The organism is Acidobacteriota bacterium, assembly GCA_016196035.1.
GTDB lineage: Bacteria > Acidobacteriota > Blastocatellia > RBC074 > RBC074 > JACPYM01.
In genome coordinates this window covers 1-20,613 of the sequence record JACPYM010000002.1, presented here as the reverse complement: position 1 = coordinate 20,613, position 20,613 = coordinate 1, and the positions used below count along the sequence as shown (strand labels likewise).

The window sequence follows — 20,613 nt, the reverse complement described above, 5'->3', positions numbered from 1 at the left end:
GCCGTCGGTTTCCCAGGCAATTACTCCCGTTCCAACCCACGCTCCGGAGAGAAGACAAGCGATGACTGAGACAGATCATAACCGCGTGAACTATCTGGCAGTCGTACACGGACAACACGTCGCGCCGCCGCCGCCAGCCAGCTTTGCCACGGCCAATGCGGCCCACGCTGCCGGCTGTGAACTCGCCAGCCAATGCCTGAGCCAGCTTGAACAGTATGACGACCCCAAACAATTCCCGCCCCGCTTGTTGATTCTGCTCGCCTCTGCCGCCTATCTGGAACAGGTGGATGCCGCGCAACTCTTGACTGGCATTCAACAGGCCTTTGCGGGCTATTCAGAACAAAACGATTTGCCTGCGGGCGATGTGCCCTTGCTCGGCTGTTCCGTCGCGGCAGTCGTCTTCAAACATCCCGATTATGCCAATCGCGTTCACGAACAGGGCGCGCTGCTGATTTGCCTGGCTTCCCGTTTAATCACAGCGGAGATTGCCGTCGGCCACGATGCGCGCCAGAACCCTGAAGGCGCTATCCAGTCGCTGCTCACGCAATTCGATTTGAGCGGCAAAGATCCCAACCCGCTGGCTGATCGTGTTCTGCTGTCTTTCTTTCCCGGCTTTGGCAAGGCCGATGAAGGCGCAGCGCTTTATCCCGCCCCCGAATTGCATCGCCGCTTGCGCGCAGGCGTGCGCGCCCGCATTCGCATCGCGGGCGGCGTAGCTTCTGCCAACAATCCGGTCAGTCAAGCGACCCCCGTGCTTTTTGCCGGGCGTGCGATACATACCGACGCCGTAGTCGCCGCCCGCGTGACCACCGGCGTCCCCATCGGCATTGGGCTGGATCACGGTTTAACGCCGACTGGCCGGGTTGTACGCGTAAGCAAACTTGGCGCGGACAAATACACCATTGCGGAATTCGACGGCGCTTTGTCGCCTGTGCAAGTCGTCGAAGAGCTGGGGCGCAACGTGATGATGGGCAAGCTCTCTACTGCCGGCGAATCATTGATTGGCATGCCGCTGGCTGCTCCTGATAAGAAAGCCATACGGCTCTTTCACGAAGTTCGTGAAGGGGATTATTACGAATTCTTGCGGCCTGAGCATAAGCAGGTCCTGAACGCCACAGTGGATTGTGTCAAACAAGCCCGGGAAAGCCTTCTCATCAAAACTCCGCTCGCCGTGTTGCTGTTGATCTGCAATGCCTGGCGTCTGTTTTATCAATCCGCCGGAATGGATATTGAACAGACGTTGGCCGAATTGGAAGCTGCGACCGGGTTGCCATGTATGGGTGGGTTTGTGGATGGTGAGGCTGGCGAAGATGTTACTGGACGCTCCGTATTTGGCAATGGTGGGGTTGCAGGGACGATCTTCGGTGATGAGATGCGTGAGCGCACACCCTTGCATAAAGGATTTCAGGCATTATCTGAATATGGCCCCGACATGACAGAGGCGCCAAGTGTCGAAGAGGCTATCAAAATGGCCTTGCGAATCGTGGTCAAAGCTGGATATTCCAGCGCAATGTTGTCGCTCATTCTCAAAGACGGCGAGCAGGAATATGTCAAAGCGGTGAGCGCCAAAGGAGAGCGTTTTGGGAGGATTGTCTCTGAGACAAAACGATTATTAAAGAAAGAAGCCGGTAAAAAGGAAGATGTTCTTGCGCATGTTGCTAGAACAGGCGAGTCATTGTTTATACGTGATGCACGCACTCACCCACTTTGTAACAAGAAAGCAGCGAGGAAGGCAAAAATAATCAGCCATTACGTAATTCCTCTACGTAGATTGCAAAATCAAGGGGTACTGGGAGTATTGCAAGTTGATCTGGGAAATACGCCCGAACTGAACGATAGAACCCGTGAGGTTTTGGAATCCCTGGCTGCGATGATTAGCGCGACGCTTAATCGCCTCATGAATTGGTTTGAAGCAAGTATCAGGCGAGAACTTGATGCTGCAATGTTGGAAAGCCTGGCGAAAGAAACTTTGGAAGAAGGGTTACAGCACCTTATTCAGCAAGCTGTCAAAGCTTTTCATGTCGAGATGGGGCACATTCGCCTAGCTGATAATAACCGGCAAAAATTGGTGATGGCGGCAGGTGTTGGTGATTTTTATGAGGCTGCAGTGAAAGTTCGTCATAACACAGATTTTGATGACAACTCGCCAATCGGGGTGGCTTTTAAGAAGCGAGGTACCACCATTCGCAATGATACAAAGAATGATGAGTCTCACAAATACATGCTCCAAAGCTGTCAGCATCACCCGTCCTTAGTAAAGGCGTTAAAACAGATAAAATCTTATGCCACCATCGCGTTCGAAGACGAAGAAAAAGAGGCTCTGGGAGCGCTCAGTCTTTACCGCTCAAAAGAATGGGGGTTTCTCTCCCCGCATAAGAAAGCGTTAGAGGCGCTGGGCCAGCGCGCTGGCTTTCTGGTTGGATATTTCCGCAATAAACGCATGTTGCAATTTGTTATAAAGGCCAGCCCACGCTTGTCGGACATCGTTGACCTTAGCGATTTCAGTGGCGAGCTATCGAAAGCAGTCGAGCGGTTCTGCGGACAGGCCAGAGCGCGATGGGGATCGCTCTATTTGCTGGATGAAGACCGGCAATGTTACGTATTGCGGGCGCAATACGGTTGGCAGCAACCTGAATGGGTGCATGCCGCGCGCTACGATAATGACCATAAATGGGTGGGCGCTGGCGCTTCGGCTAGCAAACCAAACATCATTTCCGACCTGTATGAGTACCATAAAGAACTCGGTACCTCCCCGCGTTATATGCAACAGGCGTTCGGTTTTGAGTTGTCACCGGAGAAAACAGTGGAATCAATCGGCCTGCTTCTACAGGTGGGCGGCAAGAGGCTCGGCTTTTTTACAATGCACCGACCGAAAGACGGTGCATTGAGCGGTTTTGCAGTGCGGAATAGGGACGCTCTTTTAGAAGGTGCCTCAGATATTGCCGGATTGGTGCATGTTATGCAGACCACGCGCGAACGGCAGTGGAGAGAGGGTGAGGCGCGCCGGCGCCAGAATTTTTATAGGCAATTGACCCAGCCGGATGACAAGCGCGCGTTTGAAACCAAAGTATGTCAGGAGATGCTCAAGTCATTTCACGCCCGGCAAGCGCATTTTTACCGCATTGAGCAGGCTGAGAATGAAACCCGTGTCTTTTGGGTTGAAGGCTATCGTCGCCTCGACAAGCCTGACAGTAGTTACGAGAAGTTACTACCACCTGAATACGATTCTCTGCCACTTAAGTTGGTCAAAGAGTCCGTACTGGCCAATCTTGCAGTTGTGGGGCGCCGCCCGACCGTGAAAGTAAAACGGTTTGAGTTGAATGCAGATCAGCGCAAGAAAGATACATTAGCGGCGGCTGAAGGGTTGGTGATACGCGCTTGCGTACCAATTATCAGCAAAAATGAGCTATTTGGAATTTTAGACCTACATTGGACGGTGGGAACTGCTCGAATTAATTCAAGCAATGTGGAACATGATGAAGGGCAATTGCTGGCACTTGGCTCAATGGTAGGTTCAGCTTATCGCGGAAACCAAGAAGCACTAGAAATTGAGCGGAGTAAGCTTGCCGCACAAGGAGCAGGCGCACACGCATTCCAATATTCTCATCGTCTAGGTAATAAGATTCAGAATATTCAGTTTGCAGCACTTAAAATTAAGCAGAATTTAGTTACTCAACAAGAAAAATGCTTGAGCGATTTACTAAGTGAAATCAACCAAGCAATTGAGATTTCGAATGACTCAATTACAGGATTTAGCCAGAGATTGTTAACAGCATCGCTTGCGCGGTTTTCTTTACATGATTTACTTGAGGAATCTTTGCTAGGACTGAACTCGGATGAACAAGCTATGCTTGCTAAGGGGAAAATTAAGCTTGTATCAGATATTTCAAAGAGTATTGTCGCATATGCAGATTTTGATTTGGTTAAGGACGCTTTGGTTAACCTTTTGAACAATGCGATAAGGGCTATACAAAAAAAATGCGAAGGGGAAGCGCCTCATATATTTGAACGTGATATAAAACCGACACTGATGATTTCAGCAGAAACTATGAGTGATCGACGTGATGTCGAAATCACAATTTCGGATTGTGGGACTGGAATGTCGGAAGAGCAAATTAACTGGGCCTTGGCAGGTTTTTATGATAGGCCAGGTAGAAGAGGCGTTGGAGTTTTAATTGCAAAGGTTCTTCTCAATATTCAGGGAGGGCAGTTAAAATATGAAAGCAGTCTTGGTGTTGGAACGCAGGTAAGAGTAACTTTGCCGCTGGCAGATAAAGGAGAACGCTTATGTTTACAAATCCCCAAGCTCTAGACACGGTCAGAGTTTTGATAATTGAAAACGAGCTATTACAAGCAGAGGGGATTAGGGATGGACTGCTTGCCATTAGTTCAGAAGATAAACGCAAATATGGTGCTTTGCTTTTTGAAATTCGACTTGCCCATTCAGTAACTGAGTCTGTTAAGCTGCTCAATGAAGCTCGCGACAAGAAAGCTCCTTACCATTTAGTCTTTTTAGATTTGGGTTTGCCTATCAATAATGGTGAACCAGAACGTTCGCCGGAAGATACTGGATTGAAAGTACTGGAACATGCACGGCTTTCCGGTGCAACAATGCAAATAATTATCGTTTCAAAGTTCCCTCTGTTTGAGTATGCGCGCGCGGCTTTTCTTGGTGGTGCTTTGGACTTCATCGCAAAACCATACACGCTCAAGACATTACAAGATCAAACGAAAGATTGCTTGAAACGCTTGCAAGCCAAGTATGCCGATGCTTTGCTGGAACAGCGCTTACGCGACCTGTTCCCTTACGATGAGCAAGTGCTGGCTTACCGCTTCGGTGCCTGTTTTTCCGGTCTCACGCAAGATGTCGTTTACGAAACAGAGCAATTGGAAGAGGAATTTAGAGAGCGATTAGACTTGGATGCCAAGACCGACTCGCAAGATTCGCTTGTGCGCCATTTAGAGGCTTTGTCGGTTGCTGTGCGCAAGTCGAAACAGGCTTGGGCTGATTTGCAGGAAATGTTGCCAAAGGGTGGCGAAGAGCCGACGCGCTATGTAGTGGCTGAGCTACTGCGCGAGATCGAAACGGAATTGTTGCCCTGTTTGAAAGTAAAGCAGGTCGAATTGGACATCCCATCAGGGCAACCGGTTGAAGTACTCAGCTTTTACGAAGACACGCGCGTCGTACTCAGAGAGCTGATCCTCGGCGGGTTGTGCAAGCTGACCAATTACGGCGAGCCTGAGCGCAAGCTGGAAATCTCGATTTCAACCTTTACTGAATCTGAATACGCAAAGGTCACTTTTAGCAGTGACCTTTTTCATTTCGATGAGCCGACCAAAGCCGCGATTGCCAAAGGACAACGGCAAAACGACGGGCAATTCGGCCAGGTCTGGGGCTTGTCGGTTGCGCAGCACATTGCCTTGCGCGGCGGCGGGCGGTTGCAAATCGGTTCGGCGGAACAACCTGACAGCGTGACGTACTTCATCCCGTTAGCCCGCCATGCCTAAAGTCATCATCGTAGACAATTCAACACGCGACGCTGAGCGTGTGGGCAAGCTATTGGCGCGGGATGGCGCCGAAGCGGAGCTTTGTCAGGCGGGCGCAGCCGCTGCGCAGTTGCTGGCCAGCGCGCCTGCGGGTTTCGCCGCCGTGTTCATTTTGTGGGAACTGGCCGGGCCGCCGGTTGGCGCGGAGTTGCTGGCCTTATGCCGAACGCGTTGGCCGCAGATGCCGGTCGTCGTGATGAGCGGTTCGTTGGATGCCTCGCTGGCGACGCGCGCGTTTGCCTTGGGTGCGCGTGACTTTTTGGAAAAGCCGGTTGAGGAAAAGCGGTTGCGCGGTTGTTTGCAAAGATTGCTGGCAACACATCCTGAGACGCAGGAATTCAATGACCTGCGCCAACAGCTCATCGGCGAATCGCCCGCCTGGCTGGCGACGTTGCGCGAAGTCGTCAAGGTCATGGCGCACGCTGATGCGCGCGTCATGCTGATTGGCGAGTCGGGCACGGGCAAGGAGTTGCTGGCGCAAGCCATTCATCGGAATGGCGCGCGGGCAGAGCAAGCTTGCGTCGCCGTCAATGTCGGTGAGATTCCGGCGACGTTGATCGAGAGCGTGCTGTTCGGGCACGAGCGTGGCGCGTTCACCAATGCGGTGAGCAAGCGCGAAGGGTTGCTGGAAGAAGCTGGCGAGGGCACGCTCTTTTTGGATGAGATTGGCGATTTAGCCGTAGACTTGCAAGGCAAGTTGCTGCGCGTCATTCAGGAGAAAAAGTTCCGCCGTGTCGGGGGCAAGGTGTTGTTGGATTTTAAGGCGCGCATTATCGCCGCGACCAATCGTGATCTGGCGGCGGCGGTGACACAAGGCGCGTTTCGACGCGACCTTTATCACCGGCTGGCGGAGGTGACGATCCAATTGCCGCCGCTGCGCGAACGCAAGGGCGACGTGGAATTGTTGCTGCGCCATTTTCTCGAACGGAACGGCGGCGTGCGTGTCAGGCGGCTGTCGCGCGAGGCGTTGACTATTTTGCGCAGTTACCCTTTTCACGGCAACGTGCGCGAGTTGGAGAACCTCATTAAAGGGGCAGTGATTGCCTGCGACGGCGATACGGTTTTACCGCATCACTTGCCTTTGCAAAGTATGGGCACGTTTCTCAACACGGCGGAGGTTGCGCCCGCAAATCCGCCAACGGACGAAGGCGTAGACCCTGAACGGCAGGCGTTGCAACGCGAAGTGGCGCAGTCATTGCCCGCACGCTGGCTGGAAATGTCTTACCGCGAAGCCATGCAGTTTTATGTGCAGGCCTTTGACCGGCGTTATCTGCCCTACAAGCTGGCGCGCGCGCATCACAACATTACGCAAGCCGCCAAAGACGCGGGGATTGACGTGAAGACGTTTCGGAAACGTTGGGAAGACGCCGGCCTCAGCCCGCTCAGCGCAAAGGAGGGAAGTGATGAGTGATGACCGGAAAACTGTCCTCATCGGTGATTGGAAGGCGGAAAGAATCCAAGTATTGAAAGACATCCTGGCCGATGAGTTCGATAAGCAGATTGAAGAGGCCGACAACTTCAATCTGCTTATGGCAATGGTTTACCAGGCGAGAGGAAGCAAATCTCCTTGGCGGTTGGTACTTGTGGCAGACAAGTTAAAGCTTAACGCCTATGGAGAAGATGTCATTGGCCCGTTGCATATTCAACAAGTGTTAGGCGTTGTTGATCCCAGTATTGAGATACGGCGTATCTGCATTCACAGCCTGGAGAATTGGTCAAACCCGGATCAGGATCATTACTACACCCAAAACCTTACTTATCTTTATGTGCCGCTTAACAGCCCGACCTCAGAAGAGTATGTACGCATTGTTTCGACATTTAAGACGGTGTTGAAGCACAAAGGGGCAGCCCCGGCAATTCGCCTCGATAATGATCCGATCTTGCGCGAACAAGTTCGCGCGCTGGATGAGCGAGAACGTAACTTGGAACGAGGGACCAAAATCCTTAGTTACTTGATTCGCAATCTCAATCTCGGCGGAAAAGATGTGCTTGTTAGTAAATTAGGGCAAGGTAAATCAGGAGCGCGGGTTTTCCAGTTTGTTACATGTATGCCGGATGGCGAAGAGCATGATTATGTCTTGAAACTTTCACCCATGAGTGAGCGCTGGAAATTGGATTTGGAAATCAGCCGGCACGGGCAGGCAAAAAGGGCCATCGGCGCTTACAAGATTCACGTGGCGGAATTGGTAACGGTAGACAAGAGTAAGCCTGAAAGCGACCCGGCCAGGCACATCGTTGAATACGGCAATTGGCATGCGGTTTGTTATGACTTCTTGGGTGGCGAACGCTTTGGCGCCTTTCTGGATTTGGCCTCCGCGATTGTGATTGCGCCTGAGCAATTGCAAACCAAAACACAGCATGCGCATCAGCAACTCAAATCGGACTCCGATATTCAGCTCCGCGTGGAGTTGCTCAAAACCAAGCTCGATTGGTTGAAGAACACTTGGTATCTGAAGGCAAGCCGCAAACCGCGCGTTTTGTGGGAGGCGGCTGACCGTCCCGCGAAAGAGTATCCGCAGATGCCGCCTTACAGTTTGCCGGGGCAAGCGAAGGGTAACATCTTGAACTTCCTGGCTGACCGCGATGCTGAGATTGGCCGGCATTTCTTTGACGACTGGGACGCGCGCGTGCAACTCGTGCGCCGATTCATCGAATGGCCGCCGAGCACGTCGGTCGCCGGCTTGTTAGGGTGTGAATTGCAGGTGGTCGTCTCGCCCGTCCACGGCGATCTGAATGCCAACAACATTTTGCTTTGGTTGAAAGAGGCGCGGCCCTTTCTGATTGATTTCCCGTGGTATCAGGACGCGGGGCACGCGGTGCAAGACCTGGCCTCGCTGGAATTCAACCTCAAGTTTTATCTGCTGGATCGGCAGGAATTGAACGCGCCCAAGCATCCCTTGCCCGCGCTGGATCATTCGCCGACGCAATTGCCGCTCTGGCGCGAGTTGGAAAAACGCCTGCTGGCTGATGCCGTTTTGGCCGAGGCCAAGCAGTGGCAGCCGAAGCGTTGCCACTCCGGCAACGCGGCTTTATGTTGGGAGCTATTGCGTTGTATCAGGCAAGCTGCGGTTGAGGTACAAGGGCAAAAATGCGGTGAACCGAAGCCGCCGGAATTTTTTGACGAATACTTGCCCGCGCTGCTTTTCTACACCGTGCGCGCGATTGGGTATGACTTGCCGTTGCCGAAGCGGCTGCTGGCGATTTACAGCGCCAGCGAAATCCTGCGCAAATTGCAGTTCGATCAACCTGCTGTGGCCTGAGCCTGACGGAGCAAAGCTATGCCTGCGGAAAAAATCGTTAGCCAGTTCAACAAGAGCGATCTCTTTGCCGTACTCCCGCCGGGGTTTGTCATTTTCACTTTTGTCTATGCGGTCTATCGCACGAATAACCAGACGGCCTCGTTGTGGGCGGTGTTGCAAGGGCTGACCGACCAGTTGCAACAGCGCCCGGCCTGGCTTGTCTTCGTGCTGTTTGCCGCGTATTTGCTGGGCAATCTGGTGCGCACCATTCCCGTCGAATTCGCGGAACGAATGTTGCCGCCGTTCAGAAAAAAAGGCTTTCCCTATCCCGACAAGTTACAGGAAGTCATTGTTACGTTGACTGAAAATGCCGCCGCCGCGCGGCTGGTTGACTCGGAGCAATTGCCGGACTTGAGCAACGGCGTGCCGTTGCATGTGTATAACTACTGGAAAAATGCGTTGTGTGTGGGCACGGCCAACGGCTTCGATTACTTTCAAAGTTTCGAGACGCGCATGCGTTTTTTTACCGGGATGCTGTGGGCGGGGTGGGTAGGATTGTTGGGGAGTCTGGTTATCGCGCTACGTTGCCAAACGCTCACGCATCCGGCGGGACTGACGATGTTTGTGTTGGCGTTGGTGATCCTGCTGACGTTTGGACTGAACTTCCGGCGCGTCAGACGGCAGGAGGCGCGGGCCTTGTTGCTGCTCTTTGTCGTGTATCAGCAAAATTCCGCGCGCTCGGCCAGTCAATACGCCAAGCCTCTAGTCGCCGTTGAGGATGACTGAAGCCCCGTCTCACCGCGAAAGAATCTTATTACCGAGTTGAATCACCACCAGATTCAACCAATCTAGCAGGTCATTCAGCACTTCAGCCCGATTGGTTTCGTTAAAAGTTTCGTGGCGCGCGTCGGGGTAAAGTTTGTGCCGGATGCTGCGCACGCCGTGTTGGCGATAGGCCACGACCAGCGCTTCCAACCCATTGCCAAACTCGTTGACCGGATCGCGGTGCCCCGAGAATAGGTACAGCGGCAAATCTTTGCGGAGGTGCGCCCGGTTCTCTGCGCGGGCGATTTCGGGAATGGCGTCGAGAATGTCCAGCCAGGTTTGCGTGGAGGCAATGAAGCCGCACAACGGATCATTGACGTATTGATCCACTTCTTTTGAATCGCGCGAGAGCCAGTCAAACGGCGTGCGATTGGGCGCGAAAGCCTGATTGAAGGCGTCAAAGGAAAGGCGGTTGAGCAACTGGCTGTGCCCGCGTTTGCCCAAGCGCAAGCGTTCAAAACGCGCAATCAGCTTGCCCACTTTTGCCAAGCCACTGACCTTGCCATTCGGGCCGGACATGGCAATCGCATCGAACAGGTCGCCCTGTTCATACGCCATCTGCTGCGCCAATTGCGAACCCAGACTGTGGCCGAGCAGGATCAACGGCAGCCCTTCGTATTTCTGTTTCTCTTCAGTGCACATCTGCACCAGATCGGTGGCGATGCGCTGCCAGCCGTTGGCATCGGCAAAATGGCCCAATTCTTCTGGGCGCTGGGCGCTGCGCCCGTGACCGCGATAATCGTTGGCGTAAACCGCATAGCCATTGTCGGTCAGGAATTTAGCGACGCGTTCATAACGCCCACCATGTTCAGCCAGTCCGTGTGCGATGTGCACAACGGCTTTGGTGTCGTCTTCGTCATCGGGCAGCCAGCGGTGTACAAACAGTTGCGCCCAGTCATCGGCGGTGAACAGAAAAGGATCGGTTCTCATGCAGTCTTTAGTCTTGCTCCACTTGCTCGCGTAAAAAGCCCAGCGCGAGGCCGCACTGGCCGAGATAATACGTCGCCCACACCAGATAATCGCGCCCTGGCACCGGTGTTTTGAATTTGTTGATGCCGATCAACGAGTCGGAAATCAAAAACAGCAGCGCGCCCCACACAATCCAACTTTGCCGGAAGCGCCCCAGAATGGCCGCCGCCACCATCAACGTAATTGCGCCAATGTAACAGGCCACCGGCACGGCCAATTGACCCAAGCCCGGCCACAACCACATCGTTTGCGCCAGGCTGAAAAACAATAGCGCCGCCAGCGAAATCTGCTGATTCGCGCTCAGGCGCAAGGGCCGCTGACGATTGCGCACAAACAGCACGACATAGATCAAATGCGCAATCAGAAACGCGCCCAAGCCCTGCACGAACATACCTTGCAGATCGAGGAAAATGTCGCCCAGCGTCGAAAACGCCAGCGCGCCACCGAGCAGCAAATGATTAGGCGGTGGCAGTAACCGGAAGGCGATCACAGCCAGTGGCGCAATGCACAACCCCTTCAACACCACACTGCCGGCAAAAGGCTGCCAGCTTTTCGTAACGAAATAGAGCGCACTGCACGCCAGCGAAAGCAGTAGCAGCTTTTGCGAAATTTCGCCGAGTCCGCTTGGGCGACTCGGCGTGTGGGTCGCGGTGTTCATAGGATATCGTGCCTGATTGTATTGCTGGTTGATCGAACGCGCAGGATCATAACAGCCGTCGTGATGATTTGCGAAGCTCACGGCAAAGGGCCGGAAATCCAGTGCTTGCAAAACAACAAGAGCGCCGCGCCATTTACCAATGACGCGGCGCTCTCGTTGTGGCGTCGTGTGGGGCAACGCAGGTGGTGAGGCGGGGTTTAGAATTCGACTTCGATCTGTGCCAGCGCGCGATGGATGACCCCGCCCACGTTGACGCGCACTTGCACGAAATAGGAGCCGGGCTTCCAGGTTTGGCCGACGGCAGGCGCGACGAAGATCGTGTAAATGCCGTTGCCTGCGGGTTGGAAGCAGGACGCGCACGCGATTTGATTGATAGCGGAACCGCCCGCGGGCACGAACGGATTGAATACATCAATGTCCGCATCGGTTAGGCCCAACACTGGCACGCCGCCGTTGAGCACTTGAATCCCCAGGCGCACCGGGTTGCGATTGAGATCGCCCGGCGCTTGACCCGGCAGAAAACATTGCACGCCGCCTGTGCGGCAATAGCTGTGATCCACTTGCACGGTCAATGTCGCGCCAAAGGTCGCCGCGCCCGGGGCCGCGCTCAACAGCGCCTGGGTCGTGAAGTTTTCGGCCAGGCTCGAGTCAAGTTTCGGCCAAACCTTGAGGTCATCAGCGGCATCAGCGGCCTGACCGGTCTTGCTATGATCGCGTTTAACGTCTTGCGCCAAAGCCGCGCCGGTCAACAGCAGGGCACTCAGCAGGCTCAATAAACTCATCTTTACGATCCCGGTTTTCAGCAAAGCATTGATCTTCATTTTGAAATCTCCTTTGGTTCTTTCCGTCTTCAAGCAGCGGCGTCGTTGCGCCGCTGCTGGTTAATGCTGGGCAGATTCGTTGGGCAAAATGTTTACCACGCCGTTTCTGCCGACGCGGCGCAGTATGCCGAGCCGTCAGTTGACGGGCTATTACAATAGTCACATGCCCGGCAAGGCCATTCTCCGAGGCAATTCCATCTAGTTGTTGATAGCTATGCTACAGAATCTAGTAAATGGGCTTTCAGTATGAATTGATCATATCAAGCGCGTAAACTTCTAACATTAAACCAAACTTTGGTGGTTGACCGATACTAGGTCGTGTGCTACAAACGTTTCCGTCATTCCCCAGCAGGTGCGGGCGGTTGGCATATGCAATCAAGCAAAGACAAACTAAAAATTCGTTGTTCTAAGTTGTTTAGCGAGTGTGTCAGCTAGGCCCCCCGGTTTTATGGCTTGAGACATTTGCGCGCGTTTTCCTCATCACTGGCGCGTTAACTTCATCCCCTCCAATCGCGACTCATTAGCAGAGAAATGCCTGACGAGCGACAGGCATACGTTTACCGAGAGAACCACAATTCAATCTGTGTCGACCGTTTTGTGTCGAGAGGAGTGCCGGTCGTGACCCCGAGTACCAGACCGCTGTTTGCGCTTGGACTCTTGCTGTTCCTGTGTCTTGCAACCAGCGTTACCAAGTCCCAATCCTTGACTGCTTCGACATCTATGTTAGATGTCGAAGAGCGTTCATTACTTGTCCGCATTAACGAATACCGCGCTGCGCGCGGGCTTTCGCAATTGCGCGTTTCCTATAGCCTGACCCGTTGTGCCGAATGGATGTCAGGCGATATGGCCCACAAAAACTATCTGAGTCATACCGACAGTGCCCGCCGCGATCCCTTTGCGCGCATGTCCGCTTTCAGCTACGGCTATAAAGGCAGCCGCGGTGAAAATCTGGCCGCTGGCTATAACGACGGCAGCCGCATCTTCGAGCTTTGGAAAGGCTCGCCTGAACACCACAAGTTGATGCTCGATCCCGCCTATCGCGTGATTGGCATTGCGCGCGCTTACGATCCCGAGAGTCAATTGCGTTGGTATTGGGCCGCTGACTTTGGCAGTTATGTAGACGGCACGATGGAAGTGCCGCTGCATTACGTGATGAACGTTGCGACGGTCAATGCCGCCACGCAATCGAACACTGTGGCGCCGGAATCCATCGCGATCGCTTCAGGCGAAGGGCTGAGCGCCTGCACAGTGGTGGCGAATACCTTGCCCTTGCCGACTTCTCTATGCGGCACTTCGGTGACGGTCAACGGCAAGGTCGCGCGACTCTATTCCGTCGCGCCCGCCCAGATTCATTATGTAGTCCCGGCGGATACGCAACCGGGGAGCGCGACGGTCGAGATTTTGAACAGTGATAAGCTCATTGCCAGCGGCTCGGTCAATGTCGAGCGCGTCAGCCCCGGCTTGTTTGCCATCGTCAATGATGGGCGAATGCGCGCCAATGAGTCGGCCCAGCGCAGCGCTTATTATCCGTTTGCTTCGCTGGCCGATAGCAACACGCGGGCGCTGGATGCTAATAAGTCACCCAAGTCTATTGAGGATGAGCAGCGGCAGTTGGTGCTTTATGGCACCGGCTTGCGCAATTGTTCAAACATCAAAAACGTTGAAGTCCGCGTCAACGGCACCCCGGTTAAGGTGCGCTATGTCGGCGCCCAGGCGGGCAGCTATGGCCTGGATCAACTCAACATCGAACTGCCGAAAGAGTTGCAGCAACAGGAAATGTTGCAGGTCGGCCTCTGGGTGGAAGGGCGTGAGGCCAATCCGGTCAGTGTGAAGGTAGTGCCGAAAACATAGGCCAAAATCTTAACCAGCAAGAGAGAGGAAGAAGCCGGTTCTTCTCTTTTGTGTTCATTGCAGCAGATACCAAGCCACTTCCGGCCTCAAGTTTTGCCGTTCCACCTAGCGGCTTGCTGCCGTTGGGTTTTATCAACCAATCAGGAACCTCGGCCCAGCACGGTAGCAATTGCCACTGCCCAGCCAGCCGCCGTTTCCTGCCCAAGCCAACAGGAGTTTGTTTATGCTACGCATCCCTAATCGCAGCATTCAATCAACCATCTTTTCAGGTTTGATTTTGGCACTGGCTTTCGTTTGCCTGTCATTTACCCCCCCCATCTGTTAGTCGGCTAGCCGCAAGCGCCGCCGCGCAATGTCCGCCCGAACCAAGCGGGGTGAGCCAGGAAATTGCTGGCAGCGTATTCGACGACGCCAACGGCGCGGCCATCGCGCCGGGCGGCAGCGTCCGCATCGGCACGCGGTTGCGCTTGCACACGCGGGGCGTGTCGAACGGTTCCTGCCAGACTAAAAATCCCGATTGCACCAATGGCGCGGTCGTGGAGCGTTATGCCAGCGACATCGCCATTTCAGTAGACATCAACACCGGCACCGGGCAGGACGGCAACGTGCAATTGAAGACCGTCACTGGCAAAGACCCCGTCACCGGCTTGCCGCAAGACTTTCACCTGCTGGATTCGACAGCAACGAATGCGCAGGGCGGGCCGGGGCTTTATCAGCCGACAACGCCAGGCACTTACAAATTCAATTTTGTGCTGACGACACAGGCGACACCCTGCGACATTCAACCGACGCAATACACGGCCAGCATCACCTTGCATGTGATTGACGCGATTGACACGCTCAACAATGGCGATTGGACGCGCGGCGAGACCAGCCAAGTCGTGATGACTGCTGCTTCGTTGCCGAGTGTGGGCGGCGGTGGCGCGGCGGTCGGCGGCTCTTTGGTGGTTGCCAACAACCCCGCAGCGCCTCTTTCCAGCAAAGCCAATCCGACCAATTCCAACATCTATCATTACGAAGTGGATTTGGAATTGCCGTTGGTGGATGGCTCAGTGCCACTGGCGCGCCATTACAACAAACTGTCGAAATTCGATGGCGCGTTTGGCTATGGCTGGACCTCGCTCTTTGACGTTTCAATCAATGAGCAAGGCGGCAATCAGTTGCGCATGTTGCGCGATGACGGCAGCACGGTTTTCTTTGAAGCCACCGGGACAATTGACCCGGAAACTGGCGGTGACCTTTACAACGCCACGGTGCCGCGCAACTTTTACGGCACGCTTGCCAAAGGGCCGTTTGGGTTCAAGGTGAAGCAGCGCAACGGTTGGGTTTACGAATTCAACACGCTGGGCAAGCTGACCGCCATCGCTGACCGCAATAATAACCGCATCACGCTGGCGCGGCCCGGCCTTACCGGCACGCTCGTCGGCTCGGTGACGGATGCCTTCGGTCGCAGTTTTGCCGTCAATTACGGATTCAACAGCACGCGCGTCAGCAGCATTACTTTCAACGGCGCAACGGTGGCGACTTACACCTATGGCGGGTTTAACAACACGCAAGTGACTTACGCCGACGGTTCGCAATACCGCCATCAATACAACGAGCGCGGCTTGACCACGGTGCGTGACGCCCTCAACAACATCCTGACCAAATGGACCTTCGATGACGTGACCGGGCAACTGATCTCGGTCGAACGCGCCAATGGCGTCGAAAAACTGACCTACAACTATGTGCGCACCCCGTCATCAGGTGCCTTGACGCCCGATCAACCCGGCGAAACTGACGTGACCGACGCGCTGGATCGTGTCACCAAATACTTTTTCATAAGCGGCAGCAACGCCGCTTGCAACGGCAACGCCTGCCCGATTGCACCGCTCAGCCGGGCCGCCATCATCCGCACCGAACGCCAGAGCGTCGAAGGCAATCTGATCAACAGCTTCGTACTCGATGCAAACGAGAACCTGACACAGGCGGTTGACCAACTGGGCCGGACGACACTTTATAGCTACAACCCGGCAGGCGATGTCACGACGATCATTGACGTGCTGGGCACGCTCAGTTTCACCTACAACAGCTTCGGCCAGGTGTTGATCGCCACTGACCGTATGAGCGGCGTGACGACGAACGGTTATGACAGCAAAGGCAATCTGCTCACAACCACCGATATGACGGGGCGAACGAGCACGTTCGTTTACGACGGGCAGGGCTTGGTGACCGGCGCCACTGACCCACGCGGCATCAGCTCGACCTTCACGTACAGCGCCGGACAGGTCGCCAGCCGCAGCATGAATGGCGGGCACACGATGAATTACCAATACTACGCGCGCGGCTGGTTGGCGCAGGTGACCGATACCAACGGCCATTCGACCAATTACACGCGCGATTTGGTGGGCCATGTGCTGACGGTGAGCGACACGCTGGGCGCGCCGCCTTTCGTGCCGCTGGCCGCGTTTGAATACGATCTGGCGGGCCGCCGCACCAAAGCCACCGATGCGCGCGGCAATGCGACGACATACACCTATGACAACGCCTATCGGCTGACCACCGAAACAGACGCGGCGAGTAACACGACCAATTACATTTACGACAAAATGTCGAACCTGCAAAAGGTCACCGATCCGCTGGTGCGTGTGACCGATCTGGTTTACGACGATCTGGATCGCTTACGCCGCGTCAACTATCCGCTGGGTTTGTTTGAACGCTACGAATATGACGCGGGCCACCGGCTGATCCGGCGGATTGATACGGCGGGGCGGCTGACGCGGTTTACCTACGACGTGGGCGACCGGCTGACGCGCGAGCTTGACCCGGCGGGCAATGACACGCAGTACAGCTACAACCCGCGTTCGCAGGTCTTGCAGGTGACGGACGCGCGCAATCAGCGCTACGAATTCAGCTATGACGCCGTGGGCCGGGTGCTGCAAACGAAGCGCGGCGGGCGCGAGTGGAGCTTTACCTACGACGGCGATGGCAACCGCGCCACGCGCACCGACGCCAAAGGCAACACGACGACTTACGCCTACAACGAACTGAACAACCTGACCACAATCACCTATGCCAACGGCGGCACCCAAACATATGCCTACGATGTGCTGGGTCGGATGACGGGTGCGACGAATGCGACGGGCACGGTGACGTTGAGTTACGACGCGCGTAGCCGCGTGACTGGCACGACGGATGTGTGGGGCCAAACGCTCGGCTATCAATACGACAACAATAACAACCGCACGCAGATGACGCTGGGCGCGAGCCAGACGACGTATGCCTATGATGTGCTGGATCGAGTAACACAAATGGCGCATAACAGTGTGGGCGCGACGACCTTTGCTTATGATCCGGTGAGCAGACTGACCAATCGCACGCTGGCGAATGGCGTGGCGGCGACGGCGAGTTATGACCCGTTGGATCGGTTGACGCGGCTGACCTATGCGAAGGGCGCAAATACCATCGCCGATTGGCAGTATCAATTCGACGATGCGCACCAGATCACGCAGATCGCCGAACCAACAGGCAATCGCACGTATACGTATGACGTGTTGAACCGTTTGACGGCGGCGACGCGCCCCGGCCAAGCGTCAGAGAGCTATGCGTATGACGCGGTGGGCAACCGGACGGCATCGCACTTGAGCACGGTGTACAATTACCTCTCATTCAATCGGCTGTCGGCGACGGCGGATGCCAATTTTACCTACGACGCCAACGGCAACTTAAAGACGAAAGTAACAGCGCAAGGCACCTGGGAGTATGACTGGGACAGCGAGAACCGGCTGATTCGAGTAACACGGCCCGACCTATTCGTGGTCAATTACCGCTACGACGCATTGGGTCGCAGAGTGGAACGGCGGACGGGGCCGGGGGAATGGACGCGGTTCACCTATGATGGGATGGATGTGGTGTTGGATCGGCAGCCGGGCGGAGTTTCGCTGGAATATGGCAACGGGTTCGGGATGGATAACAAGTTGTGGCAAAAAGCGAATGGTGGTTTGCCGACTTGGTATGTGACCGATCAGCAAACCAGTACGCGGGCATTGACAAACGGGGCTGGCAGTGTGATCGGAGCTTTGGATTACGATGCGTATGGGAATAGCGTGGGCAGTGCGCAGACGCGCTATGACTATACGGGGCGCGAGCGCGACCTGGATACAGGGTTGTTGTATTACCGAGCGCGGTGGTACGACCCGCAGGCGGGGCGGTTTATCAGTGAAGATCCGATTGGATTGAAGGGTGGAATGAATATGTTTGGATATGTAGGTGGGAATCCAGTTGGGAAAGCTGATCCGACCGGGTTGTGTGATTGTGAAAAGAAAACAGACACTAATTGTTCTCGATTTGTTCGTGTTATTCTTGGTTTTTATGCGTTTGGCCCGGATGCCTATTCACTTGGTACTGCGTTGTTACTACAGTCACGGGTATTCCAATTAACTACAGCCAAGAATATGCCCACTGGTTTTAGAGAAGAGTTAGTAGGTCAGGCAGGGTTGAAGGATAATAACGGCCAAAATGTCCCTTATCAGGGTAGCGATGTATACCAGCATGTTCTTGCCCACGCTGGAGCAACGTTGATTGGAGATAGTCGTTTGCCCTTGGCGTCTGTTCCGCTATTTCGCTTAAGTGGTTTTGTGGGGGATAAGTACCCGTTTACAGGTCAACAGTTGACGGATTTTGCATTAGGACAGGATGTAAGAGAGCGTGATGTACCAGGCGCCCACGGGTCACAAGACCCAAATGGCGTAGAGGCGGCGCAAGAGGTAAATGATGACCTTGCAGGCCGCACTATTGGCATTTTATTGCGGAATGCGCTCAAGGCTGGCACAACCAGAAAAAATCTATTGCCGCATGTCTATAATGTTCTCTGCTTTTAGGGGTAGGTGCTTTAAATAAGTATCGCCCTGGTGTGCTACGGAAACGGTGAAGCCTAAAGCCATAGAGACAAAGTCTTGGCGACTCGTTATTTTTAGAGGCCCTTTGTCTCTATGGCTCTGATAGACCAACCTGCGTGCTGAATGAAAGTAAGGTGAGCAATGAACAAACCAGGTATTTTGGTATTACTGGCGATAGCACTACTGATGGGTATGATTGTGGGGTGTGGCGTTTTTTATGGCAACATTCTGCTTACGCCATATAAATTAACTACCCTTTCACCGACCGGTGTGTATCGCATCGCTATCAGAGAGAAAGTATTCAACGATAGCTCTTATAAAGTTTTACTCAGCCAGTTAAGTGATGAGAGACAATCAATCGGTACGACTGAATATGTACTGGGCGAGTGGGGACGGCCTGCTAGCTTACTTTCTGGTTATGAAGCCCAGCCAAGATTTTTTGAACGCTTCACTCAACATATATGGGTGGCAAACAATATCGTGCGGTTTTCCAGTCAGCCAATCAACTCGGGCAGGGAAGCTGATCTTATCTATGTTCATAATGATACCGACACAGCCATTAACTATCTTCGAGTTGATTGTAGCTTATTTAGGCCGGATGAAATGTTTTTGGCTTTTGACCTTCCACCGCATGCAACTATAACCATTCATTCGCTACCTCAGACCAGTAACGTCTCACACTTGTATAGCCAAGGAGCATTCGTTAATGGCAAAGAAATTTCCGAAACTTATTTGTCCTTTGACGCTATTAAACCTCAACAGTCGCCCTCTCATTATTGCTTAACAATCAATGAGCGAAAAGTAGTAATTAGCAGTGAAGAGTTTGAAGGCTTCTATCGTCGTGATGCTGATCCGGTTACTGGCAGCCCACCCAGCAACCCCCAACTGAGAATTCCAAGAGCGGCTACATGTAAGCAACCAGTAAGAGAATAGCTTGTTGTGATCAAATGAGCTTAAAAATACTTCAAGTAATTATCAGAACCGCAGGCTGGTTTCTGAAATATAAGAAAGGCCTTTGTATTGTCAGCCTGACAATGTTGGCTGCTCACTACGCTTATGATGCTTGCTATTGCAATGGTAACTTGCTGTTTCCTTATAAGCTGGCCTCGGCATCACCTAACGGAATTTATAAAATCGAGATCAAAGAGGCGGCCAAATGGAGCGATGAGCATTACATCTTCGACGATTATAAGGTCGTTCTACGTTGGGAGAAAAACAGAGTTACTAAGTTGAGTTATTGCGATAATGCGATCATTGGTTCATCTGGCACTGGCAAGTATGACGGAAGCGTCCAGCATAGCGATCCCTTTTCAGTCAAATGCTCGCCCCCGGAATGGATAGCTGAAAATGTACTTGGTGGCGCGACAAAAAACCGCCCGGACAAGCGAGATAGCTATGTTCTTAATCAGACGGACCAAGTTGTCAATTATCTTCGAGTGGGTTGGGGTTGCGATTATATAATCCTCGATTTACAACCAGGGGCAAAAGTTACTTTGCCTGACGTTTCGCTGGAAGGCGCGCTTTGTGCCGGAAGGTTTTTCAACAAAGAAGTTATTGCCTGCCCCGGCCATCCGCTCGGCGCGTTGCCGCCATATTGCCTAATCATCAAGCCAGATAAGGTTGTTTTCGAGTGTCGGCAACCCAGAGAGATACAGACTTACTAATAAAGGTAAATTGTCATCAACCAATACTGTGGACATTTTTCGGGGTAGCAATGAAATGAAAAGGGTCGTTTGCCAGAAAGAAGGTGTCTACCAAAACTCCTTCTCTTGTCGCACGACCCGTGACCGTAGTCACGGCTACCTTAAAACAGATGCCGGGGCTCG

Annotated in this window: 12 protein-coding genes; 9 read left to right on the top strand and 3 right to left on the bottom strand. The window is 53.7% G+C overall.

Going from position 1 to position 20,613, the window contains the following annotated elements; genetic code table 11:
• Positions 1 to 61: 61 nt before the first annotated feature.
• The 5 genes from HY011_00135 to HY011_00115 are packed head-to-tail and all read left to right on the top strand — an operon-like array spanning position 62 to position 9,572.
• Entirely contained in the window at positions 62 to 4,312 is a 4,251-nt protein-coding gene (locus tag HY011_00135; protein MBI3421336.1) for a GAF domain-containing protein, read from the top strand.
• Complete coding sequence (locus HY011_00130; protein ID MBI3421335.1) at positions 4,288 to 5,508, top strand: response regulator; 1,221 nt, start codon at positions 4,288 to 4,290, stop codon at positions 5,506 to 5,508. The genes HY011_00135 and HY011_00130 overlap by 25 nt, the downstream gene beginning before the upstream one ends.
• Entirely contained in the window at positions 5,501 to 6,958 is a 1,458-nt protein-coding gene (locus tag HY011_00125) for a sigma 54-interacting transcriptional regulator (GenBank protein MBI3421334.1), read from the top strand. Before HY011_00130 ends, HY011_00125 begins: the two co-directional genes overlap by 8 nt.
• The gene (locus HY011_00120; GenBank protein ID MBI3421333.1) at positions 6,951 to 8,807 is read left to right on the top strand and encodes a hypothetical protein; all 1,857 of its coding nucleotides are present in this window, start codon (positions 6,951 to 6,953) and stop codon (positions 8,805 to 8,807) included. Before HY011_00125 ends, HY011_00120 begins: the two co-directional genes overlap by 8 nt.
• An 18-nt stretch (positions 8,808 to 8,825) precedes the next feature.
• Positions 8,826 to 9,572 (top strand): hypothetical protein, encoded by a 747-nt coding sequence (locus HY011_00115; protein MBI3421332.1) that lies wholly within the window; start codon positions 8,826 to 8,828, stop codon positions 9,570 to 9,572.
• Between the two features lie 9 nt (positions 9,573 to 9,581).
• Here the strand turns inward: HY011_00115 and HY011_00110 are convergent, their stop codons facing one another.
• From HY011_00110 to HY011_00100, 3 genes are all read right to left on the bottom strand, one after another.
• The gene (locus HY011_00110; GenBank protein MBI3421331.1) at positions 9,582 to 10,541 is read right to left on the bottom strand and encodes a lysophospholipase; all 960 of its coding nucleotides are present in this window, start codon (positions 10,539 to 10,541) and stop codon (positions 9,582 to 9,584) included.
• A 7-nt stretch (positions 10,542 to 10,548) separates the two neighbouring features.
• Complete coding sequence (locus tag HY011_00105; protein ID MBI3421330.1) at positions 10,549 to 11,238, bottom strand: lysoplasmalogenase; 690 nt, start codon at positions 11,236 to 11,238, stop codon at positions 10,549 to 10,551.
• 197 nt (positions 11,239 to 11,435) lie between these two features.
• A complete protein-coding gene (locus HY011_00100; GenBank protein ID MBI3421329.1) occupies positions 11,436 to 12,059 on the bottom strand; it encodes a hypothetical protein in 624 nt (207 codons plus the stop codon).
• A gap of 720 nt (positions 12,060 to 12,779) precedes the next feature.
• Here HY011_00100 and HY011_00095 point away from each other — a divergent pair.
• From HY011_00095 to HY011_00080, 4 genes are all read left to right on the top strand, one after another.
• Positions 12,780 to 13,910, top strand: a complete 1,131-nt coding sequence (locus tag HY011_00095) for a hypothetical protein (protein MBI3421328.1) — start codon at positions 12,780 to 12,782, stop codon at positions 13,908 to 13,910.
• Between the two features lie 374 nt (positions 13,911 to 14,284).
• Positions 14,285 to 18,769, top strand: coding sequence for an RHS repeat protein (locus tag HY011_00090; GenBank protein ID MBI3421327.1), 4,485 nt, complete (start codon positions 14,285 to 14,287; stop codon positions 18,767 to 18,769).
• Positions 18,770 to 18,928: 159 nt separating this feature from the next.
• Positions 18,929 to 19,720, top strand: coding sequence for a hypothetical protein (locus HY011_00085; protein ID MBI3421326.1), 792 nt, complete (start codon positions 18,929 to 18,931; stop codon positions 19,718 to 19,720).
• A gap of 14 nt (positions 19,721 to 19,734) precedes the next feature.
• Positions 19,735 to 20,451, top strand: a complete 717-nt coding sequence (locus HY011_00080) for a hypothetical protein (GenBank protein ID MBI3421325.1) — start codon at positions 19,735 to 19,737, stop codon at positions 20,449 to 20,451.
• Positions 20,452 to 20,613 lie beyond the last annotated feature (162 nt).